At 33.4% G+C, this 18433-nt stretch carries 14 protein-coding genes; 2 read left to right on the top strand and 12 right to left on the bottom strand.

The window, feature by feature from the left end; genetic code table 11:
- From pgi to uvrC, 8 genes are all read right to left on the bottom strand, one after another.
- Nucleotides 1-1641, bottom strand: coding sequence for a glucose-6-phosphate isomerase (gene pgi / locus AC13CQ_RS11810; RefSeq protein WP_335587508.1), 1641 nt, complete (start codon nucleotides 1639-1641; stop codon nucleotides 1-3).
- Complete coding sequence (locus AC13CQ_RS11815; RefSeq protein WP_474506792.1) at nucleotides 1613-2935, bottom strand: peptidoglycan DD-metalloendopeptidase family protein; 1323 nt, start codon at nucleotides 2933-2935, stop codon at nucleotides 1613-1615. Before AC13CQ_RS11815 ends, pgi begins: the two co-directional genes overlap by 29 nt.
- A gap of 6 nt (nucleotides 2936-2941) precedes the next feature.
- Complete coding sequence (locus AC13CQ_RS11820) at nucleotides 2942-3904, bottom strand: tryptophan 2,3-dioxygenase family protein (protein ID WP_335587509.1); 963 nt, start codon at nucleotides 3902-3904, stop codon at nucleotides 2942-2944.
- The gene (locus AC13CQ_RS11825) at nucleotides 3904-4692 is read right to left on the bottom strand and encodes a DUF3108 domain-containing protein (RefSeq protein WP_474506793.1); all 789 of its coding nucleotides are present in this window, start codon (nucleotides 4690-4692) and stop codon (nucleotides 3904-3906) included. The genes AC13CQ_RS11820 and AC13CQ_RS11825 overlap by 1 nt, the downstream gene beginning before the upstream one ends.
- 495 nt (nucleotides 4693-5187) lie before the next feature.
- Nucleotides 5188-6327: a 4-hydroxyphenylpyruvate dioxygenase gene (gene hppD, locus AC13CQ_RS11830; RefSeq protein ID WP_474506794.1), complete on the bottom strand. Its 1140-nt coding sequence runs from the start codon at nucleotides 6325-6327 to the stop codon at nucleotides 5188-5190.
- A 179-nt stretch (nucleotides 6328-6506) separates the two neighbouring features.
- The gene (locus tag AC13CQ_RS11835) at nucleotides 6507-7667 is read right to left on the bottom strand and encodes a homogentisate 1,2-dioxygenase (RefSeq protein WP_337900976.1); all 1161 of its coding nucleotides are present in this window, start codon (nucleotides 7665-7667) and stop codon (nucleotides 6507-6509) included.
- A gap of 63 nt (nucleotides 7668-7730) precedes the next feature.
- Nucleotides 7731-9962: a patatin-like phospholipase family protein gene (locus AC13CQ_RS11840; RefSeq protein WP_474506795.1), complete on the bottom strand. Its 2232-nt coding sequence runs from the start codon at nucleotides 9960-9962 to the stop codon at nucleotides 7731-7733.
- Between the two features lie 8 nt (nucleotides 9963-9970).
- Nucleotides 9971-11761, bottom strand: coding sequence for an excinuclease ABC subunit UvrC (uvrC, locus tag AC13CQ_RS11845; protein ID WP_474506796.1), 1791 nt, complete (start codon nucleotides 11759-11761; stop codon nucleotides 9971-9973).
- Between the two features lie 221 nt (nucleotides 11762-11982).
- Between uvrC and AC13CQ_RS11850 the strand changes: the two genes are divergently transcribed.
- Both AC13CQ_RS11850 and AC13CQ_RS11855 read left to right on the top strand, forming a co-directional pair.
- The gene (locus AC13CQ_RS11850; protein ID WP_008611122.1) at nucleotides 11983-12390 is read left to right on the top strand and encodes a response regulator; all 408 of its coding nucleotides are present in this window, start codon (nucleotides 11983-11985) and stop codon (nucleotides 12388-12390) included.
- A 4-nt stretch (nucleotides 12391-12394) separates the two neighbouring features.
- Nucleotides 12395-12958, top strand: coding sequence for a 5-formyltetrahydrofolate cyclo-ligase (locus tag AC13CQ_RS11855; protein WP_335587515.1), 564 nt, complete (start codon nucleotides 12395-12397; stop codon nucleotides 12956-12958).
- Here AC13CQ_RS11855 and AC13CQ_RS11860 read toward each other — a convergent pair.
- From AC13CQ_RS11860 to ileS, 4 genes are all read right to left on the bottom strand, one after another.
- Entirely contained in the window at nucleotides 12946-13587 is a 642-nt protein-coding gene (locus AC13CQ_RS11860) for a lipoprotein signal peptidase (protein WP_335587516.1), read from the bottom strand. The two genes, AC13CQ_RS11855 and AC13CQ_RS11860, sit on opposite strands and share 13 nt — an antisense overlap.
- A gap of 77 nt (nucleotides 13588-13664) precedes the next feature.
- Complete coding sequence (locus tag AC13CQ_RS11865; protein WP_040879485.1) at nucleotides 13665-14285, bottom strand: DUF4097 family beta strand repeat-containing protein; 621 nt, start codon at nucleotides 14283-14285, stop codon at nucleotides 13665-13667.
- Between the two features lie 249 nt (nucleotides 14286-14534).
- Complete coding sequence (locus tag AC13CQ_RS11870; protein WP_008611127.1) at nucleotides 14535-14918, bottom strand: TraR/DksA family transcriptional regulator; 384 nt, start codon at nucleotides 14916-14918, stop codon at nucleotides 14535-14537.
- A 4-nt stretch (nucleotides 14919-14922) separates the two neighbouring features.
- On the bottom strand, nucleotides 14923-18345 hold the full coding sequence (ileS, locus tag AC13CQ_RS11875; RefSeq protein ID WP_474507648.1) for an isoleucine--tRNA ligase: 3423 nt from the start codon (nucleotides 18343-18345) through the stop codon (nucleotides 14923-14925).
- Nucleotides 18346-18433 lie beyond the last annotated feature (88 nt).

Consider the following 18433-nt stretch of genomic DNA (forward strand, 5'->3'; position numbering starts at 1 on the left):
TTAATTGTTTTTATAAAATCGTAAAAGATTTAACGTTGAACTGTCGTGATTACTAATCTTTTCAGATTTAATATCGGTAAGTATCGTTGATGCTAGTTGTTTCCCTAACTCAACACCCCATTGATCAAAGCTAAAAATGTTCCAGATTACTCCTTGAACAAAGATTTTATGCTCGTACATTGCAATAATTTCTCCTAAAGCTTGAGGTGTTAATTTATCAATAAGAATTGAATTTGTAGGTTTATTCCCTTCAAATACTTTAAAAGGAAGTAGCTTTTTACTTTCTTTTTCTGAAAGGTTTTTTGCTTTTAATTCCTCGTTTACTTCTACTTCAGTTTTACCATTTAACAAGGCTTCTGTTTGAGCAAAATAATTGGCCATTAATTTATCATGATGGTCTTTATCTCCATGAAGCGACTCTATAAACCCGATGAAATCGGCTGGAATTAACTTTGTTCCTTGATGTATTAATTGAAAAAAGGCATGTTGAGAATTTGTTCCAGGCTCTCCCCAAATAATAGTTCCAGTTTGGTAATCTACAGGGCTTCCTGCACGATCCACGCTTTTTCCATTACTCTCCATTGTTCCTTGTTGAAGATAAGCAGACAACCTGTGAAGGTATTGAGAATACGGAATTAAAGCTTCGCTTTCCGCTCCATAAAAATTATTATACCAAACACTTAAAAGCGCTAATATAACAGGAATATTTTTTTCAAAAGGAGTTTCTCTAAAATGGTCATCCATTGCTTGTGCACCTCCTAATAGCTTGTCGAAATTATCAAATCCAACTGCTAAGGCAATAGACAACCCAACAGCGCTCCATAAAGAAAAACGTCCACCCACCCAGTCTTTCATAGGAAAAACATTGTCTGGGTCAATTCCAAATTCGTCTATTTTTTCAAGGTTTGTTGAAACTGCAACAAAATGTGTAGCTACATCTTTTTGGGTAGCCGATTCTAAAAACCACTTTTTAATAGTGGTGGCATTACTTAATGTTTCTTGAGTAGTAAAGGTTTTAGAAACTATAACAAACAATGTTGTTTCTGGATTTAGTTTCTTTATGGTTTCATGCACATGATCCCCATCTACATTACTTACAAAATGAACATTTAAATGATTTTTATAATACTGAAGAGCTTCGGTAACCATTGCTGGCCCTAGATCTGAACCTCCAATACCTATATTTACAACATCGGTAAAAGCTTTACCTGTATGTCCTTTTTTCTCTCCTGAAATAATTTTTTCAGTAAATGTTTTTATTTTTTCTTTTACCTGATAAACTTCAGGAACTACATTTTCTCCATCAACAAAAATCTCTTCATTTGCCTTAGCTCTTAATGCTGTATGAAGCACCGCTCTTCCTTCGGTTTCATTAATAAGATCGCCTGTAAAACATTTCTCAATAGCTTCTTTTAGTTTTACTTCGTTTGCTAATTCCAAAAGTAAACTTATAGTAGTTTCATCAATTCTATTTTTAGAATAATCTACATAAAAATCATTCCACTGAATTGTATATTTTTCTGCTCTTTTAGGATCTTGAGTAAAAAGATTTTTTACTGAGGTGTTATGAAAGGCTTTATAATGTTCTTCTAGTTTTTCCCAAGCTTTTGTTTTAGTTGGGTTTACGGTCGCTAATGGCATTTTTTTGATTTAATTCAGTTATATATTCTTCTTCATTGGTAGTCTTATCAGACGGAAATGGCATCCCATCAAGCTGTGCTTTTATTGGCTCAATATGGGCTAAATATTTCACTTTAAGAGAATCTCCAATAGGCTCTGCTTTTGGTAAATCTTGTTTAAATGGATCTACTTGTCTTCCATTTTTCCAAAAACGATAACAAACGTGTGGTCCACTGGTATTTCCAGTCATACCAACCCAACCAATAATATCTCCTTGTTTAACATAATCTCCAACTCTTACTTTTCTTTTCTTCATGTGTAAGTATTGAGTGGTATACGTTCCGTTATGTTTTACTTTTACATAATTTCCATTTCCTCCTCTTCGGGTGGACTCAACTACAGTTCCATTTGCCGTAGAAAGAATTGGAGTTCCTACTGGCGCAGCAAAATCTGTTCCTTTATGAGGTCTAATTTTATTTCCGTAGTATGCAATTCTTCTGTTTAAATTATAACGAGACGATATTCTACTAAACTGAACTGGAGCTTTTAAAAATGCTCTCCGTAAATTTTTAGCAGTTTCATCAAAATAATCTACAATATGCTTTGTAGAATCTGTTTCAAAACGGAAAGAATAAATAGGCTCTCCTTTATGCTCAAAATACGCTGCTTGAATTTTATCAATTCCTGCATAAATTGAGTCGTCTATATATTTTTCAGTAAAAATAACTTTAAACCTATCCCCTTTTTGGATTCTAAAGAAATCTATTGTCCAAGCATAAACATCGGACATTTTATAGGCCACAATAGGACTTAAGCCTTGATCTTGAAGTGTTTGATACAAAGATCCATTAATAATTCCAGAAGCTTCCCTCTCCACAAGTTTAACTTCTTTTTTACCTTTTTTAACTTTTGCAGAATCTGCAAAATCTACCACCACATAATCAATACTATTTGGTTGATAGATAAAACATTTTGGCGTTTGCAGAGAATCCTCTTTGTCACAAAGTAAGGTATAAGGTTTCCCTACTTGTAAACTTGCTATATTAAACGAATCTTTAACCCCTTCAACAATATTGTATATTTCTGGATATCCAATATTGTTTCTTTGTAGAATTTCTCCAAAGCTATCACCAGCTTTTATAGTATCTCTAACTACTAAATAGTGGTTGAGATTATAACCAAATTCCTTTAACTCAATAGGTTTAAGCTCTTCTGTTTCAACAGCGCTTACTTCCTCTACTTCTTTCTTTTCATTTTTGCACGATACTAAGGCTATCATTGCCATTAGTAAAAATGCTGCTACATTCTTTGGCATTTAGTTTTAATGTGTTTGAGGGTTAAACATATGCTCCACCCACTGTTTTCCCCAGTCGGCTTTTTCAGAATCGCTCCAAAGTTCAGGAAAAAAGATGATTTTCTGAAAACTTGGAGGTAAATATTCTTTCCAATTGGTGCCTCCAGTAGCATCAATGGTATGATCTTTTTTACTTAAATGTTTGTATGCTGCACCCATGTGCATTAGGTTCCAATTTATATTTGCATTTACATCAAGCTCCCTCATTGCCTTGACTAACAACGAGTTATTTTTAACTTCTTCTGGCAAATGTAAGTATTTTTCATATACGGTGGTCCCTTTTACTTCATTTGCTATACGCATGAATCTAGGCGTATAACGATATTCAAACTGTTTTAGTGTGAGCGTCTTCTCATTTGTTTTGGTATCTACCGCTCCTTTTTTCCAATAAATATTTTCATATAAATCTTCTAAAGTGCTTTTTTCTGAAAACTGTTCCTCAACACTACAATGTAATAAATTATTTAATGGCGTTGAATAAATTTCTATCATTCTAAATTGTGCAGACTGAAAACCACTTGCAGGCAAGAGTGCCATTCGGTATTTTAAAAACTGAGAACGATCCATTCCATTAATCATTACATTAAAAGAATTGATTAATATTTTATAGTAATTATTAATCCTTTCAATTTTGGTAATTAAAAAATCTGCTTCTTGAAGCTTATGATCTATAATTTGTTTTTGCTCATGAATAATAAGCTTAAAATACAATTCCGTAATTTGATGATACATAATAAATATCTCTTCATCTGGGAAATGCGTTCTTGGGATTTGCAAACTCAAAAGTGTATCCAAATGAATATAATCCCAGTAAGTAAGATACTTTTCGTAAAGAAGGCCATCTAAATAAGAACTTAGATCTTGACCAGAATTTTTATACTTTTCTTCTAATGATGCTATTTGCGCCTCAATTTCGGGTTTCACTGCCATTAATCCATTTGAATTTTAAACTGATGCTTTAATCCTTTAAAGGCCTCTAAATCGGCTTTAATTGATCCTACAAGAATATCTGCTTTTACTCTTATGGGCATTTTATTTTCATCGTCAGACACCCAAAGTGTCAAACTTTCTTCTTCTTTAAATATACGACCCGACTGAACGTAAGGGCGGAATTTTAAGCATCTTACTTTACCAAACTTGGTATTAAGGGTTTGTTTTCCTAAATACTTGAGTTTAAACTTAAACAATCCATCATCATCAAAAAGCATATCCGAAACAAACTCCTCTCCTTCTTTTACAGTTTTTCTATCAACGCGGTCTCTTAGGAAATAAAATGCAGAAATAAGATCTTGCACTCCCTTATTTATTTGAAATATTTCTTCAGTATCGTGCTTATGATCTTTTAAGACAGCCTTATTTTTATTATAATCAAAATTAATTTCTAGGTCTTTGGTATGACCTCCTTCGTTAATTTTTCTAATAAATTTATAGGGTTGCCCTGAGTTTTTATCAAAATAACTTTCGTAATTATCGTCTACTTTAAAAAATAAATCTGCTAAACCTGTAGTTTGACCTTTCCCAATTACATGAAATACTTCTTTTCCGTTAAGGTTTTCATTTTTAAGCTGAAGGGTTGCATAACTAGCATTAAAAATTCCATAATGGATTCTAAACTTAAACCACTCTCCCGCTTGGTATGCATTCTCTTCTACAACTCTATTTTGGTTTACAAATGCTGAGGACCAAAATACTAGTATAGCTAAAATAATCTTCTTCATAATCAGCGTATTAATAAACTCGCATTAAACCTTGATAACTATTGATAATTAATTGTAATTCAATAAATTTAAAAGAGTTCTGTGTAAAAATAATAAAATCAATTACATTATAATTCTTATATAGCTATAATTAACAATTATTATTCCAAAAGTAGAAAAAGGTATAAATAAACTTCTCTAACCATAGCACTGCTATGCTTCTTTAAAAATACTTGATTAAAGAATAAAAGCACTTTTTTTTACTCAACCAAAAAAAGTCAAAATAAATTGAACGCAAAAAACTCGACCGAAGCCGAGTTTTTTTCATTAACCAACCAAAACTTTAAATTATGAAAACTTTACTTAAAGTTTGCAAAGGGCACCACCCCTTTTGCGAGCGCAAAGTTAATACAAAACACATGTTATGCAAGCATAATAAATAAGTTTAACTTTTTTAACATTAAGTAATCAATTTGTTGAGTTTTAAATTATTAATTTAACAGAAAAAGATGTGTTTTATAGCGTTCCTCGCATTTCTTGTTCCCGCTCTATAGCCTCAAACAAGGCTTTAAAGTTGCCTTTCCCAAATGATTTCGCCCCTTTTCTCTGGATTATTTCAAAAAACATTGTCGGTCTATCCAAAATTGGTTTTGTAAACAATTGTAATAAATACCCCTCATCATCTCTATCTATTAAAATCCCTAACTCTTTAAGCGGCTCTAAGTCTTCATCTATTTTTCCAACTCGCTCCAAAACTGTATCATAATAGGTTTCCGGAACTTTTAAAAACTCTACTCCCCGCAATTTTAATTGCTTTACCGTTTCAATAATATTATCTGTGGCTAAAGCAATGTGCTGAACTCCTGCTCCGTTATAAAACTCTATATACTCTTCTATCTGAGATTTTTTCTTTCCTTCAGCTGGTTCATTTATTGGAAATTTAATTCGTCCATTTCCATTGCTCATCACTTTACTCATTAATGCCGTATAATCTGTAGAGATATCTTTATCATCAAAGGAAACCAACTGGGCAAAACCCATAACCTTAGCGTAGAACTCACACCATTTTCTCATTTCACTCCAACCAACATTACCCACCATATGGTCTATGTATTTTAACCCAACTGTCTCAGGTTTGTAGCTTGGATTCCACACTTTGTACCCTGGCATAAAAGATCCAGAATAATTGGTGCGCTCTACAAAAACATGAACAGTTTCTCCATAGGTATGAATTCCAGAAAGTACAACTTCCCCGTTTTCATCTTCTATAGTTTTTGGCTCCATATAACTTTTTGCTCCACGCTTTATAGTCTCTTCATAACTCTTAGTAGCATTGTCTACCCAGAGTGCTACTACTTTTACACCGTCGCCATGTTTTTCTATATGCCTGTTTACCTCTCCGCCTTCCTGCAAAGGAGAAGTTAATACAATGCGTATTTTATCTTGTTGAAGCACATAGGAAACACTATCTTTTCTTCCAGTTTCTAATCCAGCGTACGCTATGGGTTGAAAACCCCAAGCCGATTGATAGTAATGCGCTGCCTGCTTAGCATTTCCCACATATAATTCTACATAATCTGTTCCTAAAAGCGGTAAGAAGTCTTCTGCATTTTCAACTTCTTTATTCAATTTTAATGATGTTGTATCTTGTGACATAATTTTTTCAATTTGATGATTTTTAATCCCTCAAAGTTCACTCTGAGGTAATTGATTTCTGAAAGCCTTCCTATAAAGAATATATATTTAGTGATGATAAAGTTATCATCCTAGCTCTTCACCACATTGCTCTCAAGTGAGCTGATATATCTACTCTAAAATTCATCATACTACAAAAATCAATGTTCTAACCACGATTTATAATAAGAATCATCAGCTATTTCTAATGCTTCTTTTGTAAGCTGAAGTGGTCTAAAAGTATCTACCATAACAGCCAATTCGTCGGTTTTTGTTTTCCCAATACTACGCTCTACAGCCCCAGGATGTGGTCCGTGAGGGATTCCTGCTGGGTGCAACGAAATATACCCTTGATCGATATCGTTTCTACTCATAAAATCGCCATCTACATAATATAAAACCTCATCAGAATCTATATTACTATGATTGTATGGCGCTGGAATACTTTCTGGATGATAATCATACAAACGAGGCACAAAACTACAAACCACAAAAGCATCTGTTTCAAAAGTTTGATGGACTGGTGGCGGCTGATGGATACGCCCAGTAATTGGCTCAAAATCATGAATACTTAATGCATACGGATAGTTAAACCCATCATAACCAACCACATCAAATGGATGTGAAGCATATATCATATCAAAAATTTCGTCTTGTTTTTTTATTTTTATCAAGAAATCTCCTTTTTCATCATTTGTTTCCAATTCGTAGGGCCTCCGAATATCTCTTTCACAGAAAGGAGCATGTTCCAATAATTGCCCAAACCAATTTCGGTATCGTTTTGGTGTATATATAGGTCTTCTAGATTCTACAATAAAAAGTCTGTTTTCTTCTGTATCAAAATCTATTTTATAAATTATTCCTCTAGGAATAACTAAATAATCCCCATAAGAAAAGTCTAAATTCCCAAGATGGGTTCTTAATTTACCACTTCCTTTATGAATAAAGATTAACTCATCTGCATCTGCATTTTTATAAAAATAATTCTCTATAGATTTTTTAGGTGATGCCAGTTGAATTGTACAATCTGAATTTGTTAAAATTGACTTTCTACTTTTTAAAAAATCATCTTCAGACTTAATTTTAAATCCGTGTAATTTATATGATTGAATATTATTAGAAATTGCAACCTTTGGAGCTACATCTATTTTTTTATTTATCTCTTTTACCTGTGTTGGTCTATGGCAATGGTATGAGTTGGTAGACATCCCATCAAATCCAATGGTTCCGAATAATTGTTCATAATATAAGCTCCCATCACTCTTTTTAAATATAGTGTGTCTTTTATGAGGTATCTTTCCTAGTTTATGATAAAAAGGCATAGCGAAAACGTTTGAATTCTACAAATATCGGAATAATATACGGAGATTTACATTAAGAAATTCTTAAAACCAAAAACCAATACTAATTGTAAACAAGGTATCATCTGTTTCTGGAGACCAATTAACTTTAGCTTGTAATGGCCCTATAAAAGACTCGTAGCCATACCCCACACTATAACCTGTATAAGTTGGCAGAGTAAACCATTCTCCTCTTTCAAAAATATTATCTCCAGCATTTGCTACATTGGCAGTAAAGTTTAAATGATTTTGTTTTACAAATTCCCAATCAACATTAAAGGTAGCTTTAACAAAGCTATCTCCCCCAAAACTTAAATAATCATACCCTAAAAAAGGGGTTATGTTGTTTATAAAATCATTACCCCATCCTCCAAGAATAAAATCAAAGGAGTTTACTTCTGTATCTCCAAATTTAAATCCTCCTTCAGCAAAAAAATCAAACGAAAGATTTTTATAAATTGGTGTTGCAAATCCCATTTTAGCTTTAGCTACTGAAAACTCACTAAAATCATTAGAAATATTAGTAGACAATAAATATAAATGAAAATCGCCGTCAAAGTAAAACCCTTTTGAGGGGAAGTATTTATTGTCTAATGAATCAAATTTTAAAAACCCATAGGTACTAAAATAATTATCATTTTCAAGAACAATTTCATCTCCTTCATCATCTGCAATCGTTTCGGTTTCAATTTTCAGAAACTTATGCTCAAGTCCAACCCCAAAAGTAAACTCTTCTTTCCAGACCGTTTGCATATATACCTGATTGGTAATATCCGACAGTTTAACGTCTAGTTTATTAACTTCTGGTAGCGGTGGATCTCCAGCCTTCTCTTCTACAAAATCAAAACTTACATTCCTATCAAATGAATTATAGCGCGATTTTAAACCAAAACTCCAATAAAATCCTTTATCCACATAGTATTCTAAATTATAACGGATATTATCTCCCACAATAAAATCTACATACATATTATCGTCATCAAAGAAGAGGTGTTTTTTGGTAATATTTAGCAATGCAGCGGTTTTATATAATCCATCATAATGTACTCCTAACTTCAAAAACATGTCTGTATGCCTTTCTACTATAGGAACTGTAAGTTTATACCCCTCTTTATTCGGTCTTAACTCATAGCGCACACTATTAAAGTTATTGGTTGCAGCTAGATTACTCATCCCTTGATTTATTTTATCAAAAGTTGTGTATTCCTCTGTTGTATATCTTAATTTTCCTTTTAGATAAGCACGTGTAAATTTGTCATTTCCTTCAAAAGACAATCTATCAATTAAAAAACTATCAACAATTTTTCCAGGATAACGCATTACAGGTTTTTTAATCTGAAGTTGCGCAATACTATCCAATGTTCCCTTTTTTTCTTCCGCAGCTACATACCCACTTTCTATAATTTCTTTTCCTTTACCAAAGGACAAAACACTGTAAGGCTTTATATTAGGCTTTATATGAAGGTCCGTTTTTTTTAACTTCTCCTTCATTGCATTAATAGTATTGTAATAATTTATCTGCACCAAAACATCGGTAGCAGAACTCAGTTCGTCTCGAGTAGCTAACGAATCTTGAACATCTACCCCAATAATTATATCGGCTCCCATCTCTTTAACCTCATCAACCGGATAGTTATTTATAACTCCCCCATCTACCAACACCCTATCATCATTAAATACAGGTTCAAAAAAAGAAGGAATTGCTGCACTTGCAGCCAAGGCTCTTGGCAGGTATCCTTTATCTAATTTTATTGGATCGCCTGTTTCTACATCTGTTGCCATACAGAAAAAGGGAATAGAGAGGTCGTTAAAATCTTCTACATCATTTACATTAAACAACAGTTGAGATAGTAGGTTGTATAAATTTTGCCCTTTGGACAAAGAAGTAGGAAACGATAATCTAAACTTATTAAACGGCAAGGCAACCGCATATTTTTCATAACTATTTTTCTCATAAAAAGACATAGCAGAACGAGGAATTCTATCTTGCAGTAAAACGTCAAAATCGGTTTCTTGAAAAATAGAATCCAATTGTTTTGGAGAATATCCAGCCGCATAAAGCGCCCCAACAATAGCCCCCATACTTGTTCCTCCAATATAATCTACTCTAACTCCTGCCTCTTCTATTGCCTTTATAGCGCCAATATGCGCTAAGCCTTTTGCGCCCCCTCCGCTTAAAACCAATCCTACTTTTGCATCTTTTTTGGTTTCATTTTGAGAAAAACCCAAGAATGAGAAAAGAAAAACTATTAAAAACAACCTATTCCTTATAAACATACCCCTAATTATTTATGAAAAGCTTGATAAATTTTTTGAGCTTTCGATTTCCCTACTACCTCTGTAATTTGCTCCAATGGAGCTTCTTTAATTCTTTTAACCGATTTAAATTTTTTCAATAAATCGTTTGCCGTTTTTTCTCCTATCCCTTCAATATTTTCTAATTCCGAATTAATAGCGGCTTTACTTCTTTTATTTCTATGAAATGTAATTCCAAACCTATGCGCTTCGTTTCGCAAATACTGAATAATCTTTAACGTTTCCGATTTTTTATCTAAATACATCGGAATCGAATCTCCAGGATAGTAGATCTCTTCTAAACGTTTTGCTATTCCAATAATTGCAATTTTGCCTCGTAAGCCTAAAACATCTAAACTTTTTAATGCTGAAGAAAGCTGCCCTTTCCCTCCATCTATTACTATTAATTGCGGCAAAGACTCCTCTTCTTCCAACAATCTTTTATAACGTCTAAAAACAACTTCTTCCATAGACGCAAAATCGTCTGGCCCTGTTACTGTTTTTATATTATAATGGCGATAATCTTTTTTACTTGGTTTCCCATCTTTAAAAACTACACATGCTGCCACTGGATTTGTTCCTTGAATGTTTGAGTTGTCAAAACACTCTATATGGCGTGGTTCTTCCGACAGACGTAAATCTTTCTTCATTTGTCCCATAATACGCTTTACATGCCTATCAGGGTCAATAATTTTTATTTGCTTGAACCTTTCTTGTCGGTAATACTTAGCGTTCCTTTCGGAAAGTTCTAAAATTCTCTTTTTATCTCCTAATTTAGGAATCGTAACTTTAATTTTGTCGGCTACTTTTATCGGAAAGGGCACATAGATTTCATTAGATAAAGAATTAAACCGTGTTCGAAGTTCTGTTACCGCCAATTCCAATAACTCTTCATCTGTTTCTTCTAATTTTTTCTTAATTTCTATAGTATGCGCTCTAATAATTGCACCGTATGAAAGTTGTAAAAAGTTAACATAGCCAAAGCTCTCATCACTTACAATAGAAAATACATCAACATTACTAATTTTTGGATTTACAATTGTTGATTTTGCTTGGTAATTTTCTAAAACTTCAATTTTTTCTTTTATCTGTTGCGCCTCTTCAAACTTCATCTCCTGAGCAAGTTTATTCATCTGCTCTCTAAATTGCACCAAAGAATCTTTAAAATTCCCTTTAAGAAGCTCTCTAATTTCTTTTATTTGCTGGTTATAGGCTTCCAAACTCTGGTGCTCCTCACACGGCCCTTTACAATTACCTAAATGATATTCTAAACACACCTTATACTTACCTGCCTCAATTTTATCTTTAGACAAATCGTAATTACAAGTCCGTATAGCGTACAAACCTTTAATTAAATCTAACAGCGTTCTAACTGTTCTTATATTAGTATATGGTCCAAAATATTCTGAACCATCTTTTATTAAGTTTCTAGTTGAAAAAACTCTAGGAAAACGTTCATTTTTAATACAAATCCATGGGTATGTCTTATCGTCTTTTAATAAAACATTGTAACGAGGCTGGTATTTTTTTATAAGATTATTCTCTAATAAAAGCGCATCCGTTTCTGTAGAAACAACTATGTGTTTTATGGTATGAATTTTCTTAACAAGGACTCTTGTTTTTCCGTTTTCGTGATTTTTATGAAAATAGGAAGAAACTCTTTTCTTTAAGTTTATTGCCTTCCCTACATATATAATCTTCCCATCTTTATTGTAAAATTGGTATACTCCAGGACTAGCTGGTAAAGTTTGTAATTGAATATCTATGGGGGTTTCACTCATGGAATTGCTGCAATTTCTTTTCAAAGATAATTTAAACTAAAATAATAAAATCTTCAAGGATATTTTCTTTTAAAATGAAAGAAAAGTATGATAAGACTTAGTTTAAAAGAGTCATTTAAGTTAAATTTGGAGAACTGGTATTTTTTAATAGTATGAAATATTAAAAAAAACCTATATTTATCGGCTATTACATTATAAATAATACCCCTAAGAATACTCAAATGAACCACAAAATAGACTTAGCCTGCATAATAGATGACGACAAACTCTATGTGAAAATGCTATCTCGGTTACTAGACATCAAGAAGCTTTGCAAAGAATTTTTGGTTTTTGAAAACGGAAGTGAAGCATACGCTTATTTTAAAGGTGTTTTTGACCAACCTGAAAAAGAACGGATTCCACAGGTAATTTTACTCGACCTAAATATGCCTGTTATGGATGGCTGGCAGTTTTTAGATGAATTTGTAAAGATTAAATGCGAATTAGAACACCCTATTACACTTTATGTTGTAAGCTCTTCCATAAACCCTGAAGACATAGAACGCGCTAAAAAGTTTGAAGAAGTATCAGATTATTGGGTAAAACCAATTTCTCTTGGTGAACTCGAAGAGATGTTTGAAAAAGTATAATCCGATGAATAAAAATGAGCTTCGCATAGCGTATAAAAAAAAGCGTGCTACGTTCACACAAGATTTTATTGAAGATACTAGTATTGCCATTGCCAATCAACTTTTAAAACTTGACATCTGGCAAAAAACCTACTACCATATTTTCTTAAGTATTGAATCTCAAAAAGAGGTTGATACATCTTTCATATTAAGTATTCTTCAAGGAAAAGACAAAGAAATTATTATTTCTAAAAGTAATTTTAAAGACGGTACGTTAACCAACTTCTTACTTACAGATAATACTACCATCAAAATAAATAAATATGGTATTCCAGAACCTGAAGATGGTATTGAAGTTCCAAATAAAAAAATTGAAGTTGTTTTTATTCCACTTTTAGCTTTTGATAAAAAAGGAAATCGTGTAGGGTATGGAAAAGGCTTTTATGACCAATTTTTAAGCTCTTGCAACAAAGATGTAATAAAAATAGGACTCTCATTTTTCCCTCCTGAAGAAGGTATTGTCAATACCAGAAAAGAAGATATTGCTCTTGATTACTGTGTTACTCCCGAGAAGATTTACCTTTTTTGAGCTTTTATTCCTGCCTTTTCTGGAAAAGCTTTCTTATTAAATACTAAAAGTACCCCAACACCAATACTTATTGCAGAATCTGCTATATTAAAAACAGGTTCAAAGAAACGAAAATTACTCCCTCCCCAAATTGGAAACCATTCTGGAAGCACTGTATCTATCATCGGGAAATGGAGCATATCTACAACCTTTCCGTGGAATAAAGTACCATATGGTTGCTCTGCAAATAACGTAGCTACTTGTCCGTAACTATCATTAAAGATTATTCCGTAAAAAACAGAATCAATTATATTTCCTAAAGCGCCTGCAAATATTAATGAAATAGCTATGATTAAAGTTGGAGTAGCTTTCTTTTTAACGTTATCATACAACCAATAACCTATTCCACAGATGGCAAATAACCTAAAAACTGTTAAGAATAACTTTCCTGCTTCATCAGAAACTCCAGGAATAATATCACTTATTTTTGTTCCCCAAGCTGCTCCTTCATTTTCAATAAAAAGAATTTTAAACCAGCTAAAAACTTCTACGTATTCTCCTAAAACAAAGTTTGTTTTTATATATATTTTTGATATTTGGTCTATCACTAAAACCAAAATGATAATAAATGACGCTTTTTTTAATGACATGCTTTTATAGGTAATTGCCTTTTATTAGATGGAGGCATTATTTTTCAATGGCGGTAAAAATAAGGATATTATTCTATTTAATTAATGTAAATGTTTCCGTTAAGCGAATTTAACTCAAACTTAGTATTTCCCTTTTTAAACTTCTCCTTATAAACTTTACCATATTTTGAAATTGCTTCAAAGCTCCCTTTGGAATTTTCTACTACAATATTACCATTTCGGGTTCTGGCTTGAATAAGATTTCCAAAAGTATTTTTCATGTAAACCATTTCATTCCCAGTAGAAATCTGAAGATTATCATACTTCCCTTCTACATATACCTGCGTATAATCTCCTACAATTCGAACTTGCTTATACGCGGGAACTAAAACTTCTAAAGCCACTGCAACTACTTTATGAGCGCTAAGTTTATCGTTGGGTTTATCAAACAAAGGTCTGTTTTCAACTCCAATATAAAGTGTGGTTCCGTCTTCTTTTATAGTGTTTATAAATTCGTTTTGATATTCTCCATCCATAACTGTTGTAATCAAAACATTATTAGAAGCGTGTGTTTTGATGGATACTTTATACACATTTTGTGCATCAATATCAATCAAAGTAACCCCTTTAGCATACACGCTTTTTTCCACAGCTTTTTGAGCAAAACAACATGTAGATACTAAAAGAAAAAAATAAAAAATAGCATTTCTAGCCATCATATACTTTAACAATAAAACTTCACCTTATTCTGAAGACAAATCCTACGGATTAACTCTAAACAGGTTTTAAGGAAATCAACTACCTCGAGGCAAGTCTACGAAGTATTCAAAGGAAAATAATTTAACCCATTTCGACGTAGAGCCCTTCGGTAAACTCAGCACAGGTTCTGGGGAATAAGCCCTAAATGAGGGATTAAAACAAAAAACGCCCTTAAAAAGAGCGTTTTTATTATAAAAATAATATGATAATTACGATTGCATATTTTTTGCTTCAATACTTAATGTAGCATGAGGAACTAATTTTAAACGCTCCTTGTTTATAAGCTTTCCTGTAACTCTACATATTCCGTATGTTTTGTTCTCTATACGTACTAATGCATTTTTTAAATCGCGAATAAACTTTTCCTGACGTAAAGCAAGCTGTGTATTTGCCTCTCTACTCATGGTTTCAGAACCCTCTTCAAAAGCTTTAAATGTAGGAGAAGTATCATCTGTACCATTATTCCCATCATTTTTATAAGAACTTTTTAGTAGCTCTAAATCCTGATAAGCCTTCTGCATTTTACCTTCTATCAATGTTCTAAACTCTGCTAAATCTTTGTCTGAGTACCTTACTTTTATATCTGTCTCCATAGTACTAGTGTTTTTGAATGATTAATCTGGTGTTCACTTCATCAAATGCAATTTCTGTACCATTATCTAGATTCTCTTCGAAATTAAGCTGTGCAGTTAACGTTTCTGCTTTAATATATTCAATATTATTTTCAACAGCTTTTTCAATAAATCCATCTTTTTGCAACCTTACATCGATTTTGTCTGTTACATCAAAACCGGAATCTTTACGTAAATTCTGAATTCTATTTACTAATTCTCGAGCCACGCCTTCATTACGTAAATCATCTGTAATAGTTACATCTAACGCTACTGTGATTGCACCTGAACTTGCTACTAACCACCCTTCTATGTCTTGTGATGAAATCTCAACTTCATCGATTCCTAAAGTAATGTTTTTTCCATTAATTTCCATAAGGATTTCCCCATTACGTTCAATTTCTTGAATATGAGATTGTTCAAACTTAGCTACTTCATTGACAATCAGTTTCATATACTTTCCAAAACGAGGTCCTAAAACCTTGAAATTTGGCTTTATTTGCTTAACTAACAGCCCTGAAGCATCATCTATTAATTCAATTTCTTTTACGTTTACTTCAGATTTTATCAACTCCTCAACTCCTTTAATCTCATCTCTTTGAGCTTCGTCAAGTATAGGAATCATAACCCTTTGCAGCGGTTGACGTACTTTTATCATTTCCTTTTTTCGGAGTGAAAGCACTAAAGATGAGATTGTTTGCGCTTTCTCCATCTTACGTTCCAATAACTTATCAACAAAGTTTTCTACAAATTGAGGGAATTCTGCCAAGTGCACACTTTCATAATTCTCTTTATTTGTAGTACTTACCAGGTCCTTATACAACTGATCCATATAAAATGGAGCTATTGGCGCCCCTAACTTAGCTACCGTTTCCAAGCAAGTATAAAGCGTTTGGTATGCAGAAATCTTATCTTTTTCATACTCTCCTTTCCAAAAACGCCTTCTACATAAACGCACATACCAGTTACTTAAATTCTCTTGAACAAATTCTGAAACAGCTCTAGCTGCACGAGTTGGTTCATATTCAGCATACGCTTCATCTACTTTCTGGATCAAAGTGTTTAATTCTGAAAGTATCCAACGGTCTATTTCCGGACGTTCATTTAAAGGAATATCATCTTCTGCATACGTAAAACCATCAATATTTGCATATAAACTGAAAAAAGAATAGGTGTTGTACAGCGTTCCGAAGAACTTTCTACGAACCTCAGCAATTCCTTCTAAATCAAATTTTAAGTTATCCCAAGGGTTCGCGTTAGAAATCATATACCAACGTGTAGCATCTGGACCGTACTCATCCAACGTTTTAAATGGATCTACTGCATTTCCTAATCGCTTAGACATTTTCTGTCCGTTTTTATCCAACACCAAGCCGTTCGATACTACGTTTTTATATGCAACCGAGTCAAACACCATGGTACCAATTGCATGCAAAGTATAAAACCAACCACGTGTTTGATCTACTCCTTCAGCAATATAGTCTGCGGGGAAAAAGCCTCCCCCTAGCCCCCTCCCAAGGAGGGGGGACTTTAATTTCTCTTCGTTTTCAAACGGATAATGCCACTGTGCATAAGGCATCGACCCAGAATCAAACCAAACATCTATTAAATCTGCTTCACGTTTCATTGGTTTTCCAGATGGAGCTACCAATGTAATTTTGTCCACTACATTTTTATGAAGATCTACTTTGTTGTAGTTATCTTCACTCATATTACCTACTTCAAAATCAGCAAAAATATCAGCTTCTAAAACTCCTGCTTCTACGGCTTTTGCCATTTCAGCTTTTAATTCTTCTATAGAACCAATTACCACCTCTTCTTTTCCATCTTCGGTACGCCATATTGGTAATGGAATTCCCCAGAAACGAGAACGCGATAAATTCCAGTCGTTTGCATTTTGCAACCAATTTCCAAAACGACCTTCTCCAGTTGCTTTTGGCTTCCAATTGATCGTTTTATTTAATTCGTACATTCTATCCTTAACTTCGGTTACTTTAATAAACCAAGAATCTAATGGATAATACAATACTGGCTTGTCTGTTCTCCAACAGTGTGGGTAACTATGGACGTATTTTTCAACCTTAAAGGCTTTATTTTCTTCTTTTAGTTTGATTGCTATTTCTACATCTACCGATTTTTCTGGAGCTTCTCCATCCGCATAATATTCATTCTTTACATACTTTCCTCCAATTTCAGGAAGTTCAGCTCTAAAACGGCCTTGTAAATCTACCAATGGAACAGGGTTATCATTCTCATCTAACACCAACATAGGCGGAATTTCTGGAGTTGCTTCTTTGGCAACCTTAGCATCATCCGCCCCAAAAGTAGGCGCTGTATGTACAATACCTGTACCGTCTTCTGTGGTTACAAAATCTCCCGAAATTACTCTAAAAGCATTTTCTGGATTTTGATATGGCAATGCATATGTTAGCAACTGCTCATATTCAGCTCCAACCATAGCCGCTCCTTTTCCTTCTGCAATTACTTGAAACGGTATTTTCTTTGCTGCTGAAGTATAATTAGTAAAATCTTCTTCTGAAGTAGCCTCAAAATACTTCCCTGAAAATTGTTTTTTCAATAATGGTTTTGCCACTACTACATTGATAGGCTCAAAGGTATATTGATTAAAAGTTTTTACTAAAACATAATCAATTTTAGGTCCAACTGTTAATGCGGTATTAGACGGAAGTGTCCACGGTGTGGTTGTCCAAGCTAAAAAATGAACTGCTCCAAAACCTTTTAAAAACTCAGGCAAGGTTTCTTCCTTCGCTTTAAATTGCGCCACAATGGTAGTATCGGTAACATCTTGATAGGCTCCTGGCTGATTAATTTCATGCGAACTCAATCCAGTTCCTGCCTTTGGAGAATATGGCTGAATAGTATACCCTTTATACATCAAATCTTTAGTATAGATTTGCTTGAGCAACCACCAAACACTCTCCATATATTTTGGCTTATAGGTAATATATGGATCTTCCATATCTACCCAATACCCTATTTTACGGGTCATGTCGTTCCAAATGTCTGTGTAACGCATCACCGCTTTTTTACAAGCTTCGTTATATTCTTCTACCGATATTTTAGCACCGATATCTTCTTTGGTAATTCCTAGTTCTTTTTCAACACCAAGCTCTACAGGAAGACCATGCGTGTCCCACCCTGCTTTTCTTTTTACTTGATAACCTTTTTGAGTTTTATAGCGACAAAAAATATCTTTGATTGCACGTGCCATTACATGATGAATCCCTGGCAATCCGTTAGCAGAAGGGGGTCCTTCATAAAACACAAATGGTTCCTTCCCTTCTCTGCTAGTGATGCTTTTTTCAAAAATAGCCTGCTCTTCCCAAAACTTTAAAACTTCTTCTGCAGTTTTAGGCAAATCCAATCCTTTATATTCTGTAAACTTCACGTGTTTATAATTTTAGTAATTATCCCGATTGCTATTAATTATAAAATTGAGAATGCATATAACTACTGCATTTTCATATTAATATCCA

It is taken from the genome of Galbibacter sp. L-19 (assembly GCF_056857615.1).

Bases quoted from the DNA above. Each gene is read 5' to 3' on its own strand.
- AC13CQ_RS11825 (WP_474506793.1), bottom strand. From the start codon at position 4,692: ATGAAGAAGATTATTTTAGCTATACTAGTATTTTGGTCCTCAGCATTT.
- AC13CQ_RS11840 (WP_474506795.1), bottom strand. From the start codon at position 9,962: ATGTTTATAAGGAATAGGTTGTTTTTAATAGTTTTTCTTTTCTCATTC.
- AC13CQ_RS11850 (WP_008611122.1), top strand. From the start codon at position 11,983: ATGAACCACAAAATAGACTTAGCCTGCATAATAGATGACGACAAACTC.
- AC13CQ_RS11870 (WP_008611127.1), bottom strand. From the start codon at position 14,918: ATGGAGACAGATATAAAAGTAAGGTACTCAGACAAAGATTTAGCAGAG.
- AC13CQ_RS11860 (WP_335587516.1), bottom strand. From the start codon at position 13,587: ATGTCATTAAAAAAAGCGTCATTTATTATCATTTTGGTTTTAGTGATA.
- AC13CQ_RS11815 (WP_474506792.1), bottom strand. From the start codon at position 2,935: ATGCCAAAGAATGTAGCAGCATTTTTACTAATGGCAATGATAGCCTTA.
- AC13CQ_RS11855 (WP_335587515.1), top strand. From the start codon at position 12,395: ATGAATAAAAATGAGCTTCGCATAGCGTATAAAAAAAAGCGTGCTACG.
- uvrC (WP_474506796.1), bottom strand. From the start codon at position 11,761: ATGAGTGAAACCCCCATAGATATTCAATTACAAACTTTACCAGCTAGT.
- AC13CQ_RS11820 (WP_335587509.1), bottom strand. From the start codon at position 3,904: ATGGCAGTGAAACCCGAAATTGAGGCGCAAATAGCATCATTAGAAGAA.
- hppD (WP_474506794.1), bottom strand. From the start codon at position 6,327: ATGTCACAAGATACAACATCATTAAAATTGAATAAAGAAGTTGAAAAT.
- AC13CQ_RS11865 (WP_040879485.1), bottom strand. From the start codon at position 14,285: ATGATGGCTAGAAATGCTATTTTTTATTTTTTTCTTTTAGTATCTACA.
- AC13CQ_RS11835 (WP_337900976.1), bottom strand. From the start codon at position 7,667: ATGCCTTTTTATCATAAACTAGGAAAGATACCTCATAAAAGACACACT.
- pgi (WP_335587508.1), bottom strand. From the start codon at position 1,641: ATGCCATTAGCGACCGTAAACCCAACTAAAACAAAAGCTTGGGAAAAA.